The organism is Leifsonia sp. NPDC014704, assembly GCF_043083605.1.
Classification (GTDB): Bacteria; Actinomycetota; Actinomycetes; order Actinomycetales; family Microbacteriaceae; genus Leifsonia.
This window is the reverse complement of sequence record NZ_JBIBYW010000001.1, coordinates 759417-776190: the sequence shown is the minus strand read 5'-3', so window position 1 is coordinate 776190 and position 16774 is coordinate 759417. Positions and strand designations below refer to the sequence as shown.

Genomic DNA, 16774 nt, shown 5'->3' with positions numbered 1-16774 from the left:
AGCGCCGCAAGCGGCTCATAGCGGGAACGCAGGCGGGCGGGGCCGAAGCGCTTCCCTACTGCAGCGCGGAGGTGAGCCGAGCGACCCCGTCGAGGAAGGTGGCCGACTTCGGTTCGCGCTTCCACTCCTCGAGCGTCAGCTGCCTGCCCGCGTCGCGATAGCCCTGCTCGACCGCGCGCATCTGATCGACGAACGAGCGGCCGTGCACGAGCAGGGTCACCTCCGAGTTCAGCGCGAACGAACGGATGTCCATGTTGCTCGACCCGATCACGGCGACGTCGTCGTCGATCGAGAGGTGCTTCGAGTGCAGGATGTACGGCGCCGGGTACAGCCAGATCTGCACGCCCGCGCGCAGCAGCGGCTCGTAGTACGACCGTTGTGCGTGCCAGACAGCGCCCTGGTCGCCGACCTCGGAGACGAAGAGCTGCACCTCCAGACCCCGCTGACAGGCCGTCGTGATGGCGTACATCATCGCCTCGTCGGGCACGAAGTACGGGCTCGTGATGATGACCTTCCGCTGCGCCGACGTGACCAGCGTCAAGAACTGGCGCAGGTTGTTCTCCTCGCCGTAGCCCGGACCGCTCGGGACAACCTGGCAGACGAGCGCGTCCGGGGAGGGGTCGGCCGGCACATCCACCGCCCTCACCTGCGCGTCCGACCCGAGCAGCTCGCCGGTCTCGAGGTACCAGTCGGAGAGGAACACGGCGTTCGTCTCGGCGACGACCGGGCCGGTGATCCGCGTCATCAGCTCCTGCCATTGGAGGCCGCGCTTCAGGTTCTTGGGGGTGTTGTAGCTGCGGTCGATGAGATTCTGCGACCCCATGTGGGCCACGAGGCCGTCGACGACCACGAGCTTGCGGTGATTGCGCAGATCCGGCCGCTGGTACTCGCCGGAGAACGGGCGGACCGGGAGCATCCAGCTCCACTTCACGCCGATCCGGTCGAGTTCGGCGAACGTCTTGTCGCTGTCGACCGCCCGGCGGGAGGCGACGTAGTCGGCGAGGAGACGGACCGTCACACCGCGCTGCACCGCGCGCTCCATCGCCGCGAAGAACGGCTTCGTGGTCGCATCCCACGACACGATGAAGAACTCGACGTGGACGAAACGGGTAGCGGTCTCGATGTCCGCTGTCATCGCGTCGATCGACGCGCGGTAATCCCCGATCAGCGTAGCTGCGTTACCGCCGACCGCGGGCAGTGCGCCGAGCTCGTGGTTCTGCCTCACGAGCGACGCGAACCAGTCCGGCCAGGAGCCGCGCCCGTCGACGAGTTCGATGCCCTGCGCGCGGTCCGTGATGATGCGGTTCAGCTCATCCTGCTTCTCCCGTCGCTTCTTCGGCAGGCGCGGATTGCCGATGAGCAGGAACAGCAGGATGCCGATGAACGGGATGAGGAAGATCGCCAGAAGCCACGCCATGGCAGCGGTCGGCTTGCGGTCGCGCGGCACGATGATGAGGGCCGCGATACGGATGGCGAGGTCGGCGAGGATCAGGATGCCGCCGAGCACTGGGAACTGATCAGCGTTCATGCGGGCGCCTTCCTGAGCCGGGCCGGCGCTACGTCCGGGCGGATGGTGCCCGCAGTATCGCAGCGGGGGAGCGGGGCGGGAAGTCAGTAGTCGGACGCATCGAGGATGACGAGTTCGCCGGTTGTGCGGGTCATGGCCACGTAGCGGTCGACCGCCGACTCGATGGCTGCCGGGCGATCGAGCTCGGCGACGCCGGGACGTGCACCGGGTTCCGCGAGGAGCACGAGGTCGAACTCGAGCCCCTTCGCCTCGACGGCGCTGAGAGAGCGGACACGCGGCATGCCCGCGAAAGAGTCGTCGCCGATGACGCAGGCGGTGCCCTCTGCGTGAGCATCCAGCCATGCGCGAAGGATGCGGTCGCGGTCGGAAGCCCGCGCACGCCGCACCGGGATGCCGTTGTCACGGATCGACGTCGGCACGTTCGCGTCGGGCAGGACGGCGCGGATCACCGGTGCGGCCTGCTCCATGACGGCGACCGGCGTCCGGTAATTGACGGACAGCGTCGCCACCGTCGCGCCCGGCAGCCCGACCTCGGCGAGGCGCTCGGTCCAGCTCTCCCGGAAGCCGTGCCGTGCCTGCGCACGGTCGCCGACGACCGTCAGGCTGTGCGACGGAACGCGGCGGGTGACCATCGCCCACTCGGCCGGCGTCAGCTCCTGCGCCTCGTCCACGATGATGTGCGCGAACGGGCCGGCGAGCAGCTCGGTGGATGACGTGGCCGGGCCGGTGTACGTGTCCAGTGCAGCGCGGAGGTCCTGGCCTCGCAGCATCGACATCGTCTTGAGATCGGAGTCGTCTGTCGCGATGAGGTCGTGGATGACGTCGTCCATCACGGCCCGGTCGGCGGCCGCACGTGCAGCCTCCGCGCGACGGCGGCGATCCCGCTCGGGGTCTCCCGCACGCTGCAGGGCCGCATCGAGCAGCGGGAGGTCGGACACCGTCCACGGGTCGGACGGCGATCGCTGGAGCAGCGCCGCCTCGTCAGCGGTCAGCCATGGTGCGCAGCGCAGCAGCAGGGCGGGGGAGCTCCATAGCCTCCGGACGATCGCGGCCGGATCGAGGAGCGGCCACACCGCGTCGAACACCACAGGCAGGTCGGTGTCGTCGGTCAGCGTGCGACGGATGGCGTCAGCGTCCGTCCTTCCGCCGGCCAGCCCGTAGGCGTCGAACTGCTCCTCGTCGTCGAACCCCCAGCGCGGGGCGTCGTCGTCACGCGCGGACGCTGCGTCATCCCAGTTCCCGTTATCCCATCCCGCGTCGCCCCACCCTTCGCCGCTCCACCGGCCGTGACGCACTGCGTCGCTCTCGCCGTTCCGGGTGGAGACGATATCGACCAGGATGTCGAGCAGCGCCTCCCAGATCTCCGCCCGCGCGTCGTTATGCGGTGCGGCCGGGTCTGCCGCGGCGAGCGCCTCAGCCCACTCCCGCTGGCCGATGCGGAGCTCGCCCCAGGGGGTGTCGAGCACGGTCGGACGCGACGGCGGGCGCTCGGACAGTCTGATGGCGGCTTCGACGGCCCCGGGCATCCGGCCGTCGCCCTTGAGCAGCGCGACGCGGCGATCCGGTTCGGGAACCGCTTCTCCGCCCTCCGGTACGAGGTCGGTGAGCGTGCAGGCGCGCACGCCCTCCTCGCCGAGGCCCGGGAGGATGTCGGCGACGTAGTCGGTGTACGCGTGCGACGGTCCGACGAATAGCACGCCCCCGTGGCCGCTCTGCAGCCGCGGGTCGGAGTACAGGAGGTAGGCGGCCCGGTGCAGCGCGACCACCGTCTTCCCCGTGCCCGGTCCGCCGTCGACCACCAGGGTGCACTGGCCGTCGGCGCGGATGATCGCATCCTGATCCGCTTGGATGGTGCCCAGCACATCCCGCATCCGCGGAGTCCGGCTCGCACCGAGGCTGGCGATGAACGCGGACTGGTCGTCGAGCGCGGCGGGGGAGGAGGTGGCCGCCTCGGTGAAGGCCTCGTCCCAGTAGTCCGTCACGCGGCGGTCGGTCCATCGATAGCGGCGCCGGGAGGTGAGCCCCATCGGATGCGCGAGCGTGGCGCCGAAGAACGGCTCGGCCGCCGGGGTGCGCCAGTCGACCAGCAGCCGGTCGCCGTCGGCGTCCGCCAAGCCGGCGCGACCGATGTAGATCGTTCCCGCGCCGGTGACCACCCGCCCGATGCAGAGGTCGGCCCCGAACCGGCGCAGCAACCGTGCCCGCCGGTTCAGCCGGACGATCTCCACCTCCCGCTCGTACGCCTCCTGCCCGTTCCCGCCGCGTGTCGCCAGCAGCACCGCGAGGCGACCATCGACCTCCTCGCGCTCGGCTGCCAGGCGCGCCTCGATCCGGGCGAAGTGGCGAACGTCGTCGTCGATCAGCTCGGGCGCGGCCTTGGCGGGATGTGCGTCGAGGGCGAACAGGGACGGGAGGGCAAGGGTCATCGCGGTCCGATCAGTGGAGGAAAAGAAGAGAGGCGTCAGGAGGGTCAGCGCAGTACCCGGTAGCGGATGTGGGTGGCGTGCGGCGTGTCGATGACCTTCACGATCTCGAGCTCGATCTCGGAAGGCAGCACGTCGAACAGGCGATGCCCGCCGCCCAGCAGCACCGGGATCAGGTGGAGCTGGATCTCATCCAGCACCCCTTCTTCGAGCGCCTTCTGTGTGGTGTAGCCGCCCTGGACGTACACATCGCGATCGCCTGCGGCGGCGACCGCCTGTCTCATCGCGCTCGCGATCCCGTCGAGCACATAGGTCACGTTCGGGTAGCCCCAGCGGGCCGCGGGACCGGGCGGCCGGTGGCTCGGGATGAAGATGGGAACGCCGTTGTGGACGTCGCCGCCCCAGTGGTCCATCAGCTCGGCGGTGCGTCGCCCGGTGACCACCGCGCCGATCTGGTCGAGCTCTCCCGCGAGCGCTTTGGCCTCGCCGGTCAGTGCGTCCTCATCTCCGCCGGGCGCGTACCAGTCGTGGAGCCGGTTGCCGTCGTCCCCGCCGAGGAAGTCGTCGGGCGTCGACACGTACCCGTCGACCGACACCGACATGTACAGCACGGTTGCCATCAGTTGCTCCTTCCCGTCGTTTTCCGCGACACCCGATACGTGACATGGACGACCGTGCTCGCCGCGCGGGCGGACACCTGTTCCAGATCGAGCGGAGGCACACCGTCGAACAGGCGGGCGCCGGCACCGAGAGTGAACGGGACGATGTGCAGCCGCAGTTCGTCGACCAGCCCGGCCGCGAGGTACTGGTTGATCGTGTCCGCGCCGCCCTGGATCGAGATCTCGCCGTCGCCCGACGCCTCGCGCGCCTGCGCGAGCGCCGACGCGATGCCGTCCGTGACGAAGTGATACGTCGTGCCGCCCTCCATGGGCTGCGGGTCGCGCGCGTGGTGGGTGAGCACGAACACCGGAGCATGGAACGGCGGGTTGTCGCCCCACCACCCGTTCCAGTCACGGTGCCACTCGCCGCGGACCGGGCCGAACATGTTGCGCCCCATGATGTGTGCGCGGGCGCCGGTCATCAGCTCGACCTCGGCCCGGTTCTCGTCACCCTGGTCGAACATCCACGCGTGGAGCCGGTTACCCCATCCGTCTCCGCCGTCCTCGCCGAATGGGCGCTCCTCGGTCGGGTCGACGCCGGCGGCGTACCCGTCGGCGGTGATGGTCTGGTTGGCGACGACAATGCTCACGGTGCTGTGCCCTTCTGCAGGAATCGGCCGAGAGTGCAGTCTGCCGGGGGAGGGGGCTCTTGTGGCAAGCCCCCTGGCCTGATATATTCTGGAAATGCGAGGTGATATTCCTCGCATTTTTTGTGCCCGTTGCCGGTACTGTGACCGCATGACCACGTCTGTGACTGTCACACCGATCCGCGTCGCCAGCCTGCTCGTGGGGGAGGACGAACGGCTTCCGGTGTTCGTCCATCTCATCGACCACCCGGACGGCCGCATCCTGGTCGACACAGGGCTGACGGCGCTGCATCCTGCTTTCGCCGACATGGACCCGCAGCTGGTGCCTCTGACCGACCACGCGGACGTCGACCTCGACAGCATCACCGCGATCGTCAACACGCACCTGCACTTCGACCACTGCGGTGGCAACCACCTCTTCCCAGGCCGCCCGATCTATGTGCAGCGGGCGGAACTTGAGGATGCGCGCACGCAGGAGGACTATACGATCCGGGAGTGGGTGGATGCGCCCGGCGTCGAGTACACGCCGGTCGACGGCGAACTCGAGCTCCTGCCGGGCGTCCGCTTGGTCCCGGCGCCCGGGCACACCCGCGGCTCGCAGATCGTCGTGGTGGAGACGGGGGAGCGGCCTATCGTCATCGCCGGCGATACCGCCGTGTGGTTCGGCGAACTCGACGCCCCGACGACCGAGGGCCAGCGCCTCATCCGCTCCCTCGACCCGCAGCAAGTGTGGCTCGCGCACGCCACGGAGCCCTGGCCCGCGTAATCAGCGGAGCGCGGAGAGAACGAGGTCGTGATCCCACTCGTCCGTGAGCACTGAGCGCATCCGGCCGTCGACGCTGTCGACGCAATACGGCGTGTGGTCCGGATCGATCACGCGGAGGGTCACCGGCGCACCCAGAAGCCCCCACGGCTCGATGGTGTTGGCCAGGAGGCCATCGACGACGAGGTCCCGGTATTCCGCTGTCCACCACGTATCGAACACACGCCGGAGTTCGTCGGGGTTGATCGCGACCCAGACGCCGTAGGTGATCGTGTGGCCGGCTGTCAGATGGATGGGCAGCAGGGCACGCACGAACGCGCCGATGCCGTTCACCTGCATCATGACGGAGGCGTTGGCGTCTGAGTCCGTCATCCAGACGTCGGACGCGGGGATGTCTCCCGCGTCCACGACCGGATCGGGCTTCACGAAGCGCACATGACGGTCGTGGAGGTCTACGGGCTTCCCGCAGAGGTCACACGGGGCGCCGTTCGTCATGCCCAAAGACTAAACGAGCGCCGGTCCGATCACGCGTCAGCGAGCTCGGTGGGCTCGACGACCGCGTCGACGAGGGCGCCGTTACGCCACACGGTCAACTCGAGTCGGCGTCCGATGGTGCTGGCGATCATCAGACGCTGCAGGTCTGCAACCGAGTGGATCGGCGTCCGGTCGAGGGAGATCAGGACGTCACCGGGGCAGACGCCCGCGAGGTCCGCCGGGCTGCTCGGCACGACGGTCATGACCTGGATTCCGGTGCGAGCGCCGGCCTTCCGGGCGACCGCCTCCTGCAGCGCGATCTCCGCGCCCGCGATGCCGAGCCAGCCGCGGCGCACGCGCCCCTCGCGCATGAGGGTGTCCATGATCTGCCTGCTCGTCGCGTTCACGGGCACGGCGAGCCCCAACCCGGCTCCCGCGACGGCGGTATTCACACCGATCATGCGGGCAGAACTGTCGGCGAGCGCTCCACCGCTGTTCCCAGGATTGAGGGCGGCGTCGGTCTGGATGACCTCGTCGACCACCCGCCCGGCGCGGGTCGGCAGCGAGCGGCCGAGCGCCGACACGATCCCGGCCGTGACGCTTCCCGCCAGGCCGAACGGATTGCCGACCGCGACCACGAGCTGTCCGACCTGAAGCGCGGCGGCGTCGCCCAGCTCGACCGGTGGCGGCGTGGATTCGTCGGCTTTCAGGATCGCGAGGTCGGACAGCGGGTCGCGCCCGACGACCCGCGCGCGCACACGGGTTCCGTCCCCGAACGCCAGGTCGACGCTCGTCGTGCTCTCCACGACGTGCGCACTGGTCAGGAGGTGCCCCTCGGCTGAGACGACCGTGGCGCTTCCGAGGCCCACGCCTCGGGCGGTGCGCGCGGTCACGGCAGCGACCGCCGGGCTCACGGCGGCAGCGACGCGCACGACCACAGTGGAGTACGCATCCAAGGCATCGGCATCGGCGTTCGACATGACACGAGTGTGCGCTTCCCGAGACGACGCTTGGGGGAGCGTTCGCAAGGGGCGTACTTCACGCGGTGGGGCCGCGTTCGCCTGGCGACGCGCCCACTACCGTGTACCCATGGAGCTCGTGTTCTTGTATGGACCTGCTGCAGCAGGAAAGCTCACCGTGGCCCGGGAGCTCGGCGGCCGCCTCAACTTCGGCGTTTTTCATAACCACCTGATCGTCGACGCGCTCTCCGCTGTCTTCACTTTCGGATCGCCACAATTCGTGAAGCTGCGAGAGCAATTCTGGCTCGCTACGTTCAGGGAGGCGTCGGCGTCAGGCACCGACCTGGTCTTCACGTTCGCTCCGGAACCGACGGTCGCCAGCGGATTCGCAGGCAGGGTGCAGGGCGTCATCAACGACGCGGGAGGACGGACCCGCTTCGTTCGCCTCGACGTGAGTGAGGTCGAGCAGGAACGACGAATCGAGAACCCGAGTCGAAGCGAGTTCGCCAAGCTCAACGACCTCGCCACGCTTCGGCGGCTGCGCGCGCAGGGAGGCGACGCAGACGCGGCAGAACCGCTTCCCGTCGATCTGGCGATAGACACGGAGCGATTCGCCCCGCCCGAATCCGCGCAACTGATCATCGACACGTTCTCGCTGCGGCCGGCTCCACCGCGGAGTCGCTACCCGAATCTCTGAAGGGTTCGCCCAGCACCGCCCTCCGCCTCGTCGATGGCTTGCCCAGGTAGAGGCGGGCGAGTAGACAGTGATCCATGCCGCTCAGCGATCACCCCGTGCGTGCCTCCATCGCGGTGTCCGACATCGCAACCGCTGTCCGCTTCTATGAGGGAAAGCTCGGCTTGCCCCTGGTCGAGTCCGGCCCGAGCGCGAACATCACCGACGGGAGCCGCATCTATGGATCCGGTGGTGCGGTGGCCCTCAATGTCTTCCAGTCAGGCACCGCGGGGAAGTCAGAGGCGACGATGGCGACCTGGTACGTCGACGATCTGGAGTCGATCGTCGACGAACTCACCTCGGCCGGCGTCCGATTCCTTCGCTACGACCAGCTCGAGCACGACCGCCGCGGCATCACCGAAAGAGCCGGCGGAGGGCGGATCGCCTGGTTCCAAGATCCTGACGGCAACACCTTCGCTATCGAATCCGATCGTTGATCCGGAGCATCGAAATCGCTGGTCCACGCGACTTCACACCATCATCTGAGGGGACGCTCTCACTCTAAGCTGACATAATGTGCATTATCAGCGTAACGATATACCGCGACGACACGACGGATTCGCACTCCTGACAGCGTGCATGCGGCGCGCTAGTGTCAGCAGCGAACCGCCTATGAAGCGGCCGCCGCTCTCGAAGGGATGACGTGATGAGCGCTACAGATCCGACCGACCCGATGCTGCATGAATTCTCGCTGGATGCCCAGCACATGACCCGTACGGCCATCAACGCCGTTCGCACGGCGCTGGGCGTCAGCGGCGCCGTCTCGCTGATCCTCGGCATCGTCCTGCTGTTCTGGCCCGAGAAGACGCTGTCGGTGCTGGCGATCTTCCTCGGGATCTACTTCTTGGTCGCCGGGATCATGCGTCTCGGGATCGGCATCTTCACCCGCGGGATGCGGGGCGGGTCCAGAGCGCTCAACATCGTTCTCGGAGTCCTGCTCATTTTCGCCGGCATCGTCGCGCTGAAGAACGTCTCGGCCGCAGCGGTCACGCTGGCGATCTTCGCCATCGCGTTCATCGGCGTCGGCTGGATCATCGACGGCGTCATGGCGCTGGCCGAATCCGGACGCGCCGCGTCGTCCGGCTGGGCCATCGCCTTCGGCATCCTGAGCATCATCGCCGGCATCGTCGTGCTGGTGCTTCCGGCGTCGTCCGCGGTGTTCCTGCTGTTCTTCGCAGCGTTCTCGCTGATCGTCCTGGGCGTGATCGGGATCGTGCGAGCGTTCACCTTCGGCCGCGAGGTCCTCAAGGCGACCGACTCCCCTGCCGCCTCCCCCCGCGTAGCCTGATCGTATACGATCCACGACAACAGATTCGTGCCGAATGTGCGGAAACGCGCGCCCGAAACGCACATTCGGCACGAATCGCGCGCGGCTCAGCGGTGGTTGCTGCGGCTCGGCAGGTGCTGCGCCCACCAGTCGAGGATGATGTCGAAGCGCTCCCGGCGGTGGCGAGGCCGCCCGCTCCGGCTCAGCTCATGGTCCTCGCCCGGGAAGATGACGAGCTCCGTCTCCACTCCCCTGCGCTTGAGCGCCGCGTAGTAGCGCTCGGCCTGCCCGAGCGGGCAGCGCAGGTCGTGGGATGAGTGCAGCACGAGCGTCGGCGTGCGGACCTGGTCGACCACGGCCTGTGGACTCTGGGACCGCATCAGCTCCGGGTCCGTCCCGGTGTACTCGTCGCCGAAGAAGCTGCCGATGTCGCTGGTCCCGACGAAGGCGTCCGGGTCGAGGAATCCGCGCTCCACGATCGCCGCGGCGAAGCGGTGGTCGTGCGCGATCGTCCAGGCGGTGAGGTACCCGCCGTACGAGCCGCCCATGATCCCGACGCGCTCGGCGTCGAGGCCCGGGACTTCGGCGATGGCGCCGTCGAGGAAGTCGAGCACGTCCGTGAGGTCGACCGTGCCCATCCGCTGACGGATGACCCGGCCGTGCTCCTGGCCGTAGCCTGCCGAACCGCGCGGGTTCGACATGACGACCGCGTAGCCGGCCGCGGCATAGACCTGCGCCTCGTCGAAGAGCGCGTGCGTGTACGAGGCGAACGGCCCGCCGTGGATGTTGAGCAGCACGGGATGCGGCCCGTCGCCCTCCGGGACCAGTACCCAGCCGTGCACGGGATAGCCGTCGCGGCCGGTGACCGTGAGCTCGCGGGGCTCGATGACGCCCGTCGAGCGCAGCGGGGCCGAGAAATCCGTCAGGCGACGCAGACCGGCACCCTCCACGATGGCGACGTCTCCGGTCGTCCGCGCATCGGCGAAGGAGACGACGATCGCCTCGCCCGTCGCGTCCGCACCGCTCACGACCGTGTGGTCGTCGGTGAGACGCCGGCTCTCCCCCGCCGCATTCACCTCGGTGAGCACGAGCGCACCGTGACTGCGGTCGAGCACGAGCACTGAGTCATCGGCTCGCGGCGCGATGTCGGACTCGGTGAAGTCGACCGATTCCGGGTCGGTCAGCCGGCGCGGCGCGGAACCCGCGGCGTCGATCACGTACAGGGCGGCGTTCTTCGCGACGAAGTCGCGCCCCGTCTGGCCGACATCCTGCGCGGTGAAGAACAGCGCGCCACCGTTGGCGTAGTGCGCGGCGATCACGCTGAACGACCCGTGCGAGCCAGTCAGATCTCGCGCCTCTCCCCCGTCGACCGAGACGACGAAGACGTTCGACCGGAGGTCGAGGTCGCGGCTCGCGTGCCGCTCGGAGACGAAGGCGATGCTCCGGCCGTCCGGCGAGAACGAGATCGCCCCGTCGTCCCACGGCCCGTCGGTCAGCTGGCGCGGCTCGACGACTGACGGAACCGGGTCGGTCGATCCATCGGGCTTCGGCACGGGATCCGGGGTGGGCGCGGCCCACACGTCCGGCACCGGCACGATGAAGACGTGTGCGCGCCGGTCGGTGATGTAACCGAGCCCGTTCGCCTGATATTTCAGAGTGTCGATCCGGCGGGCGGGCTCGCCGTTCGGGTCGATCCCCTCGACTGTGCCGTAGCGACCCTGCTCGGGCACACGGCTGACGAAGGCGAGCGTCCGGGCGTCGGGCGACCAGGCGAACTCGGAGACGCCGAGGGTCCGGTCGGTGACGGCCACCGGCTCGCCGCCGGCGGCGTCGACCACGAACAGCTGCGGCGGCTTCTTCGGCTCGGCGCGGAGGAAGGCCAGCAGGCGTCCGTCGGGCGAGAATCGCGGCGCGGTGTCGCGGAACCCGCGGGTCAGCAGCCGCGGCGCGGCGTGACCGGTGAGCGGGATGCTCCACAGCTGCCCGACCGTGGCGTCCGCCTCCAGGGACGGCCGGGTCACCGACACGACGGCCTTCGTGCCGCCGGGGTGGACCGTCGGCGTCGAGACGCCGGTCAGCAGACCGAGATCGGCGGCCTTCACTCGACGACCGGCGTGAAGCTGGACACGTCGCCGACGAGGCGCGTGTGGTCGGCGGGGATGGGGTCGACGACGGCGGATGCGACCTCGGCCGCGAACTCGCTGACGTTGTAGAGGCGCCCGGCAGCCTCCTTGCGGGCGTCGATGGCGCCCGGGTTGAGACGGTTGAGCAGCGTCGCCGTGATGGTGCCCTCGATCATGTCGCCGGAGACGACGACGAACTCGACGCCCTTCTCGGTGAGCGACGGGAGCAGCGCGCGCAGCGCATCCTCTCCCGCCCGCTTGCTCAGCGCCACGGCCTCGTACTCGGGCATGGTCGGCGTGGTCCGGATGAAGTGCGCCTGGTGGCTGGTGACGAACACGACTCGTGCACCCTCACCGAGAAGCGGGAGGGCCGCGGTGAGCGTGTTGACCTGGGCGTCGCGGTTGAGCTGCATGGCGTAATCCTCGGCCATGCCGGACTCCATGCCGCCGGAGGCGTTGAGCACGAGGATGTCGAGGCCGCCCCACGCCTCGGCAATTGTCCGGAACATGGCCTCGACGGAGTCCGGGTCGGTCAGGTCGGCACCGACCGCGATGGCCGTCCCGCCCTGCTCGACGATGGAGTCGACGAGCTTCTGGGCCCGCGCCTCCTTATTGCGGTAGTTGATGACGACACTCGCGCTCGCCTCGGCGAGGTACTGCGCGGTGTCGGCGCCGATCCCGCGCGACGAGCCGGTGACGAGGGCGCGCTTGCCCGTCAGCGAACCAGGTGAAAGGGGGTTTGCCACGAAAACTCCTCGGCGTCGATGTCTGCATCCTGAGACTACCAAGAGGGGTGGAATCGGCGTGGGCCGCACCTGATACGGTCGGAGAAAGCAGTGAAAGGGGGACGTCATGGACATCACGTCCTTCGCCTGGATCGTCTGGCTCGTCCTCATCCTGATCTTCGTGATCATCGAGATGCTGACGCTCGACTTCGTCTTCCTGATGATTGCCGTCGGCAGCTTCGGCGGCCTCGTCTCCGGCCTAGTCGGAGCGCCCTGGTGGCTGCAGCTGATCATCGCGGCCACCCTCTCCGTCGTCCTCATCTTCTTCATCCGGCCGCCGCTCCTCCGCGCACTGAAGCGCGGGGGAGACCCCGCGAAGAGCAACATCGACCGCCTGATCGGGATGGGCGGCGTCGTCGTCTCGACCGTCACGCCCACGACGGGCCTGGTGAAGCTGCAGGTCGGCGAGACCTGGACCTCGCGCCTCGCCGACAGCGGCTTCACGGGCGGCGGTCGCGGGGAGCTCGTGCCCGGGGAGCACGTGATCGTGGTCTCGATCGAGGGTGCGACCGCCGTCGTCGCCCCCGCACCGGTCTCCGCAGGCAGCGACGGCCTCACCGAGAGGATCACTCCGTGAACGATCCGAGCCAGCTGGTCCTGACCATCGTGGTCAGCGTCATCGTCCTGATCATCGCGATCTTCGTGCTGGTCACGCTGTTCCGCGCGATCCGCATCATCCCGCAGGCGCGGGCGGGCGTCGTGGAGAGGCTCGGACGGTACCACAAGACACTGATGCCGGGGCTCAACGTCGTCGTCCCGTTCATCGACAAGGTGCGACCGTTGATCGACATGCGCGAGCAGGTGGTCTCCTTCCCGCCGCAGCCGGTCATCACCGAGGACAACCTGGTCGTCTCGATCGACACGGTCGTCTACTTCCAGGTGAACGATGCGCGCGCCGCGACCTACGAGATCGCCAACTACCTGGGCGCGGTGGAGCAGCTCACCACAACCACGCTCCGTAACGTCGTCGGTGGCCTGAACCTCGAAGAGGCGCTGACCAGCCGCGACAACATCAACGGACAGCTCCGCGTGGTGCTCGACGAGGCCACCGGCAAGTGGGGCATCCGTGTGGCGCGCGTGGAGCTGAAGGCGATCGAGCCGCCCCTCTCCATTCAGGACTCGATGGAGAAGCAGATGCGCGCCGAACGTGACCGCCGCGCTGTGATCCTGACGGCCGAGGGCACGAAGCAGTCCGAGATCCTCAACGCAGAGGGACTGCGGCAGGCCGCGATCCTCAAGGCGGAGGGCGACGCGAAGGCGGCGGTCCTCCGAGCCGAGGGCGAGGCGCAGGCGATCACGACGGTGTTCGGTGCGATCCATCAGGGCAACCCGGACAATCTCTTGCTCGCCTACCAGTACCTCCAGACGCTGCCGAAGCTCGCCGAGGGTCCCGCGAACAAGCTGTGGATCATCCCGAGCGAGCTGACCGAGGCGCTGAAGGGCATCGGTCAGGCCTTTGGACCGGGCGCTGGTGCGCAGCAGCCGCCGTCGGCGGCAGCCGCGACGGGCTCCGTGACGCCGCCCGCGCCGGCAGCCGAGACCGGGCCGGCGGCACCGACCGCGCCGTGACGTTCCTCGACGGAGCCGGGACGCGCATCATCGCGCATCGCGGCCTCGCCCTGGACGCGCCCGAGAACACCCTGCTGGCGTTCCTGCGCGCCCTCTCGGCGGGAGCGACGCACCTCGAGACCGACATCCACGCGTCGGCGGACGGTGTCGCCGTCATCGCCCACGATCCGGACCTCGCCCGCGTCGCCGGGCGGAACGTACAGGTCGGGCAGCTGACGATGAGCGAGTTGCGCCGCATCGAACTGGGTCACGGACAGGGCTTCTGCTCGCTGGCCGAAGCCCTCGACGCGTTCCCGCAGGCGCGCTTCAACGTCGACGTGAAGGATGCGCGGGCAGCCGCATCGGCCGTCGCCGCGATCCGCGAGGCCCGGGCGACCGACCGTGTGCTGATCACCAGCTTCTCGAGCGAGCGGCGACGTGCCGTCGCCGACGCACTCCCGGGGGTCGCCTCCTCCCCCGCCGTCCCAGAGTTCCTCCCCGCCCTGACCGGCGCCCGGCTGAACATTCCCCCGCTGGTCCGGCGGGCGCTTCGCGGATTCGTCGCGGTGCAGGTGCCCGAGCGGCGCGGTCCGCTGCGCATCGTCACGCGACGGTCCGTCGAACGCATCCACGCGGCCGGTGCCGAAGTCCATGTCTGGACGGTCAACGATCCGGCCGACATGGTCCGGCTGCTCGACCTCGGGGTCGACGGCATCGTCACCGACCGCTGCGACGTGCTCACGACCGTGGTGACGTCGCGCCGCTGACGTCCGGCGACGCAGCCGACTCTGAGAGGGCACTGGGAGAAACGCTCTCCTGGAAAGAGAATCCCCAGCTTGACCGTTTATAACGGTGAGGATTCGCGCGCACTAGAGGAGACCACACAATGGCAGATCGAAGCTTGCGCGGTATGAGACTCGGCGCCCAGAGCCTACAGAGTGAAGAAGGCGTCGTCTACTCTCCGCGTTCCCGTTACAACTACCTGTGCCCGGCTTGCGGCAAGGAGACCGAGATGGTGTTCTCGGCCGAGGCCGAGGCCCCCGAGACCTGGGAGTGCAAGCACTGCGGCCAGGAGGCGCGCCTGCTTATCGGCGACACTCCCGTCGAGGTCGACCACTCCGACGTCAAGACCCCCCGCAGCCACTGGGACATGCTGCTGGAGCGTCGCACCCGCGCCGAACTCGAGGAGCTCCTCGAGGAGCGCCTGCAGTACCTGCGGTCGCGTCGCGGAACGAGCGAGCACAAGCACACCGCCTGACCCCGTCAGGACACCGGGCCGTTCTCACCCTTGCGGTGGGAGCGGCCTTTTCGTCGTCAGCAACGGCGCACGACGGCCGGTGAACGCGACAACGAGGCCGAACAGCCCGAGGCCGGCGACCAGGAACTCGATCCCGCGGCTGAGCAGTGTTGCCGGCGTCGTCGTGGTCCCGAGCGGGACGTCCGCGACCATGTGCCCGGGCTTGAACGGCGGGATGGAGCTGATCGTGCGACCGTCCGGCCCGATGATCTGGCTGCTGCCCACCGTCGAGATGTTCACCAGCGACCGCCCGGCCTCGATCGCGCGCAGACGGGCGATCGCGAGTTGCTGCTGGTTCTCGTCCGTCTCACCGAAGTCCGCGTTGTTGGTCTGCGCGAGGATCACCTGCGCTCCCCCGCGCATCATGTCCGTCAGCAGCTGGTCGTCGACGATGTCGAAGCAGATCGAGATACCGGCGCGGACGCCGCCGACGTCGAAGACGTTGTCGCGTGTCCCGGGCGTGTAGTCGCGTCCGATCAAGTCGATGAGCTCGGGGGCGAAGGGACGCCAGAATGCGCGGTCCGGGACGTACTCGCCGAACGGCACCGGGTGCTTCTTGTCGTAGTAGTCCACGGCGCCCTGCCCGGCCTCCCACTGCAGCGAGGTGTTGTAGAGGCGGTCGTCGCGCGAGGTGATCGTTCCGACGACGAACGGGGCTCCGAACTTGCGGCTCAGCGCATCCAGGATCGCGGCATTGTCGGGGTCACGCGTCGGGTCCGGCAGGGCGGACCCCTCCGGCCAGACCACCATGTCGACCTTCTTCGCGCCAGAGACCTGCGACGACGGGATGCGCAGTGTCTCGGCCACCTGCGCGTTGAACACGGCGCCGACGGGCGCATTGTCGAAGTAGCCGGCCGGCCCGTTCCCCTGCACCGCGGCGATCCGCGTCGATCCGCTGGTCGTCGCGGGCCAGGCAGGGATCGTGAACACGAGCGCGACCGCCGCCCCGGCGAGGAGCCAGCGCTGCACCGCGCGCACATCCAACGCGCCCGGCAGCTCGAGCAGGAAGGCCACCAGCCACACCATCACGAAGCTGACACCCGAGATGCCGATCCACGCGACCATCGGGGCGAGCGGGCTGAGGGACTGCGACTCGGCGACGCGCCCCCAGGAGAAACCGCCGTACGGCCAGGTGCCGGTCACGAACTCCCGCAGCACCCAGAGGCCGCTCACGATCACCGGCAGCAGCCCCAGCCGCCCGAGCACGGTCGGGAAGGCCCGCGGCACCCACCGGTACGCGAGCGTGATCAGGATGCCGCCCACACCCCAGAACAGCGCCTCGAGCGTCGAGAGCGCCACCCAGGGCACAGGGCCGAGGTACAGCGCCGTCCAGGACACGTGGACGAGATAGAACGTCTCCCCCGCGACCCAGCCGACCAGGAACGCCGAGCCGGCCCGACGACCCCGCTGCGCGAGCAGCACCATCGCGATGCCGACGAACGTCAGCGGCCACCAGTCCTTGTCCGGGAACCCCGCATCGAGCACCGGGCCGGCGGCCGCGGCGACCAGCAGCGCGAGCCAGAGCGGAAGGGGGGCTCGCGGGACGGTCTGCACGAAGGGAGAGCTTAAAGCATCCGCGTGTGGGGGCCGTTCAGGATGCGCGACACGGTCGCGCGGGCCGCTCGCGA

At 68.9% G+C, this 16774-nt stretch carries 17 protein-coding genes; 8 read left to right on the top strand and 9 right to left on the bottom strand.

Going from position 1 to position 16774, the window contains the following annotated elements; translation table 11 throughout:
* Positions 1-55 precede the first annotated feature (55 nt).
* From cls to ACF1AJ_RS03785, 4 genes are all read right to left on the bottom strand, one after another.
* Positions 56-1528, bottom strand: a complete 1473-nt coding sequence (cls, locus tag ACF1AJ_RS03800) for a cardiolipin synthase (protein ID WP_391506172.1) — start codon at positions 1526-1528, stop codon at positions 56-58.
* An 83-nt stretch (positions 1529-1611) separates the two neighbouring features.
* Positions 1612-3954, bottom strand: coding sequence for a HelD family protein (locus tag ACF1AJ_RS03795; protein WP_391506171.1), 2343 nt, complete (start codon positions 3952-3954; stop codon positions 1612-1614).
* A gap of 44 nt (positions 3955-3998) precedes the next feature.
* Positions 3999-4571, bottom strand: coding sequence for a dihydrofolate reductase family protein (locus ACF1AJ_RS03790; RefSeq protein WP_391506170.1), 573 nt, complete (start codon positions 4569-4571; stop codon positions 3999-4001).
* Entirely contained in the window at positions 4571-5200 is a 630-nt protein-coding gene (locus ACF1AJ_RS03785; protein ID WP_391506169.1) for a dihydrofolate reductase family protein, read from the bottom strand. Before ACF1AJ_RS03785 ends, ACF1AJ_RS03790 begins: the two co-directional genes overlap by 1 nt.
* A 148-nt stretch (positions 5201-5348) precedes the next feature.
* On the opposite strand from ACF1AJ_RS03785, the gene ACF1AJ_RS03780 reads away from it, so the two are divergent.
* The gene (locus tag ACF1AJ_RS03780; RefSeq protein ID WP_391506168.1) at positions 5349-5963 is read left to right on the top strand and encodes an N-acyl homoserine lactonase family protein; all 615 of its coding nucleotides are present in this window, start codon (positions 5349-5351) and stop codon (positions 5961-5963) included.
* Here ACF1AJ_RS03780 and ACF1AJ_RS03775 read toward each other — a convergent pair whose 3' ends face one another.
* Positions 5964-6455 carry a DUF2199 domain-containing protein gene (locus tag ACF1AJ_RS03775; protein WP_391506167.1) on the bottom strand — a complete coding sequence of 164 codons (492 nt, stop codon included), beginning with the start codon at positions 6453-6455 and terminating at the stop codon, positions 5964-5966. It abuts the gene before it with no gap.
* Between the two features lie 29 nt (positions 6456-6484).
* Positions 6485-7414, bottom strand: coding sequence for a S1C family serine protease (locus tag ACF1AJ_RS03770; protein WP_391506166.1), 930 nt, complete (start codon positions 7412-7414; stop codon positions 6485-6487).
* Positions 7415-7523: 109 nt separating this feature from the next.
* Here ACF1AJ_RS03770 and ACF1AJ_RS03765 point away from each other — a divergent pair, with 109 nt between their 5' ends.
* From ACF1AJ_RS03765 to ACF1AJ_RS03755, 3 genes are all read left to right on the top strand, one after another.
* Entirely contained in the window at positions 7524-8090 is a 567-nt protein-coding gene (locus tag ACF1AJ_RS03765) for a hypothetical protein (protein WP_391506165.1), read from the top strand.
* Between the two features lie 74 nt (positions 8091-8164).
* Positions 8165-8563, top strand: coding sequence for a VOC family protein (locus tag ACF1AJ_RS03760; RefSeq protein ID WP_391506164.1), 399 nt, complete (start codon positions 8165-8167; stop codon positions 8561-8563).
* 209 nt (positions 8564-8772) lie between these two features.
* Positions 8773-9414, top strand: a complete 642-nt coding sequence (locus tag ACF1AJ_RS03755) for an HdeD family acid-resistance protein (protein WP_391506163.1) — start codon at positions 8773-8775, stop codon at positions 9412-9414.
* Positions 9415-9500: 86 nt separating this feature from the next.
* Here ACF1AJ_RS03755 and ACF1AJ_RS03750 read toward each other — a convergent pair whose 3' ends face one another.
* Positions 9501-11495, bottom strand: a complete 1995-nt coding sequence (locus ACF1AJ_RS03750) for a S9 family peptidase (protein ID WP_391506162.1) — start codon at positions 11493-11495, stop codon at positions 9501-9503.
* Positions 11492-12262: an SDR family oxidoreductase gene (locus tag ACF1AJ_RS03745; protein WP_391506161.1), complete on the bottom strand. Its 771-nt coding sequence runs from the start codon at positions 12260-12262 to the stop codon at positions 11492-11494. Before ACF1AJ_RS03745 ends, ACF1AJ_RS03750 begins: the two co-directional genes overlap by 4 nt.
* 106 nt (positions 12263-12368) lie before the next feature.
* Here ACF1AJ_RS03745 and ACF1AJ_RS03740 point away from each other — a divergent pair, with 106 nt between their 5' ends.
* From ACF1AJ_RS03740 to ACF1AJ_RS03725, 4 genes are all read left to right on the top strand, one after another.
* Positions 12369-12878, top strand: coding sequence for an NfeD family protein (locus tag ACF1AJ_RS03740; RefSeq protein ID WP_391506160.1), 510 nt, complete (start codon positions 12369-12371; stop codon positions 12876-12878).
* The gene (locus ACF1AJ_RS03735; RefSeq protein WP_391506159.1) at positions 12875-13870 is read left to right on the top strand and encodes an SPFH domain-containing protein; all 996 of its coding nucleotides are present in this window, start codon (positions 12875-12877) and stop codon (positions 13868-13870) included. Before ACF1AJ_RS03740 ends, ACF1AJ_RS03735 begins: the two co-directional genes overlap by 4 nt.
* Entirely contained in the window at positions 13867-14616 is a 750-nt protein-coding gene (locus tag ACF1AJ_RS03730; RefSeq protein ID WP_391506158.1) for a glycerophosphodiester phosphodiesterase family protein, read from the top strand. The genes ACF1AJ_RS03735 and ACF1AJ_RS03730 overlap by 4 nt, the downstream gene beginning before the upstream one ends.
* Positions 14617-14735: 119 nt before the next feature.
* A complete protein-coding gene (locus ACF1AJ_RS03725; RefSeq protein WP_309859775.1) occupies positions 14736-15107 on the top strand; it encodes an RNA polymerase-binding protein RbpA in 372 nt (123 codons plus the stop codon).
* 24 nt (positions 15108-15131) lie between these two features.
* On the opposite strand, the gene lnt is transcribed toward ACF1AJ_RS03725, so the two are convergent.
* Positions 15132-16700 carry an apolipoprotein N-acyltransferase gene (gene lnt / locus ACF1AJ_RS03720; protein WP_391506157.1) on the bottom strand — a complete coding sequence of 523 codons (1569 nt, stop codon included), beginning with the start codon at positions 16698-16700 and terminating at the stop codon, positions 15132-15134.
* Between the last annotated feature and the right edge of the window lie 74 nt (positions 16701-16774).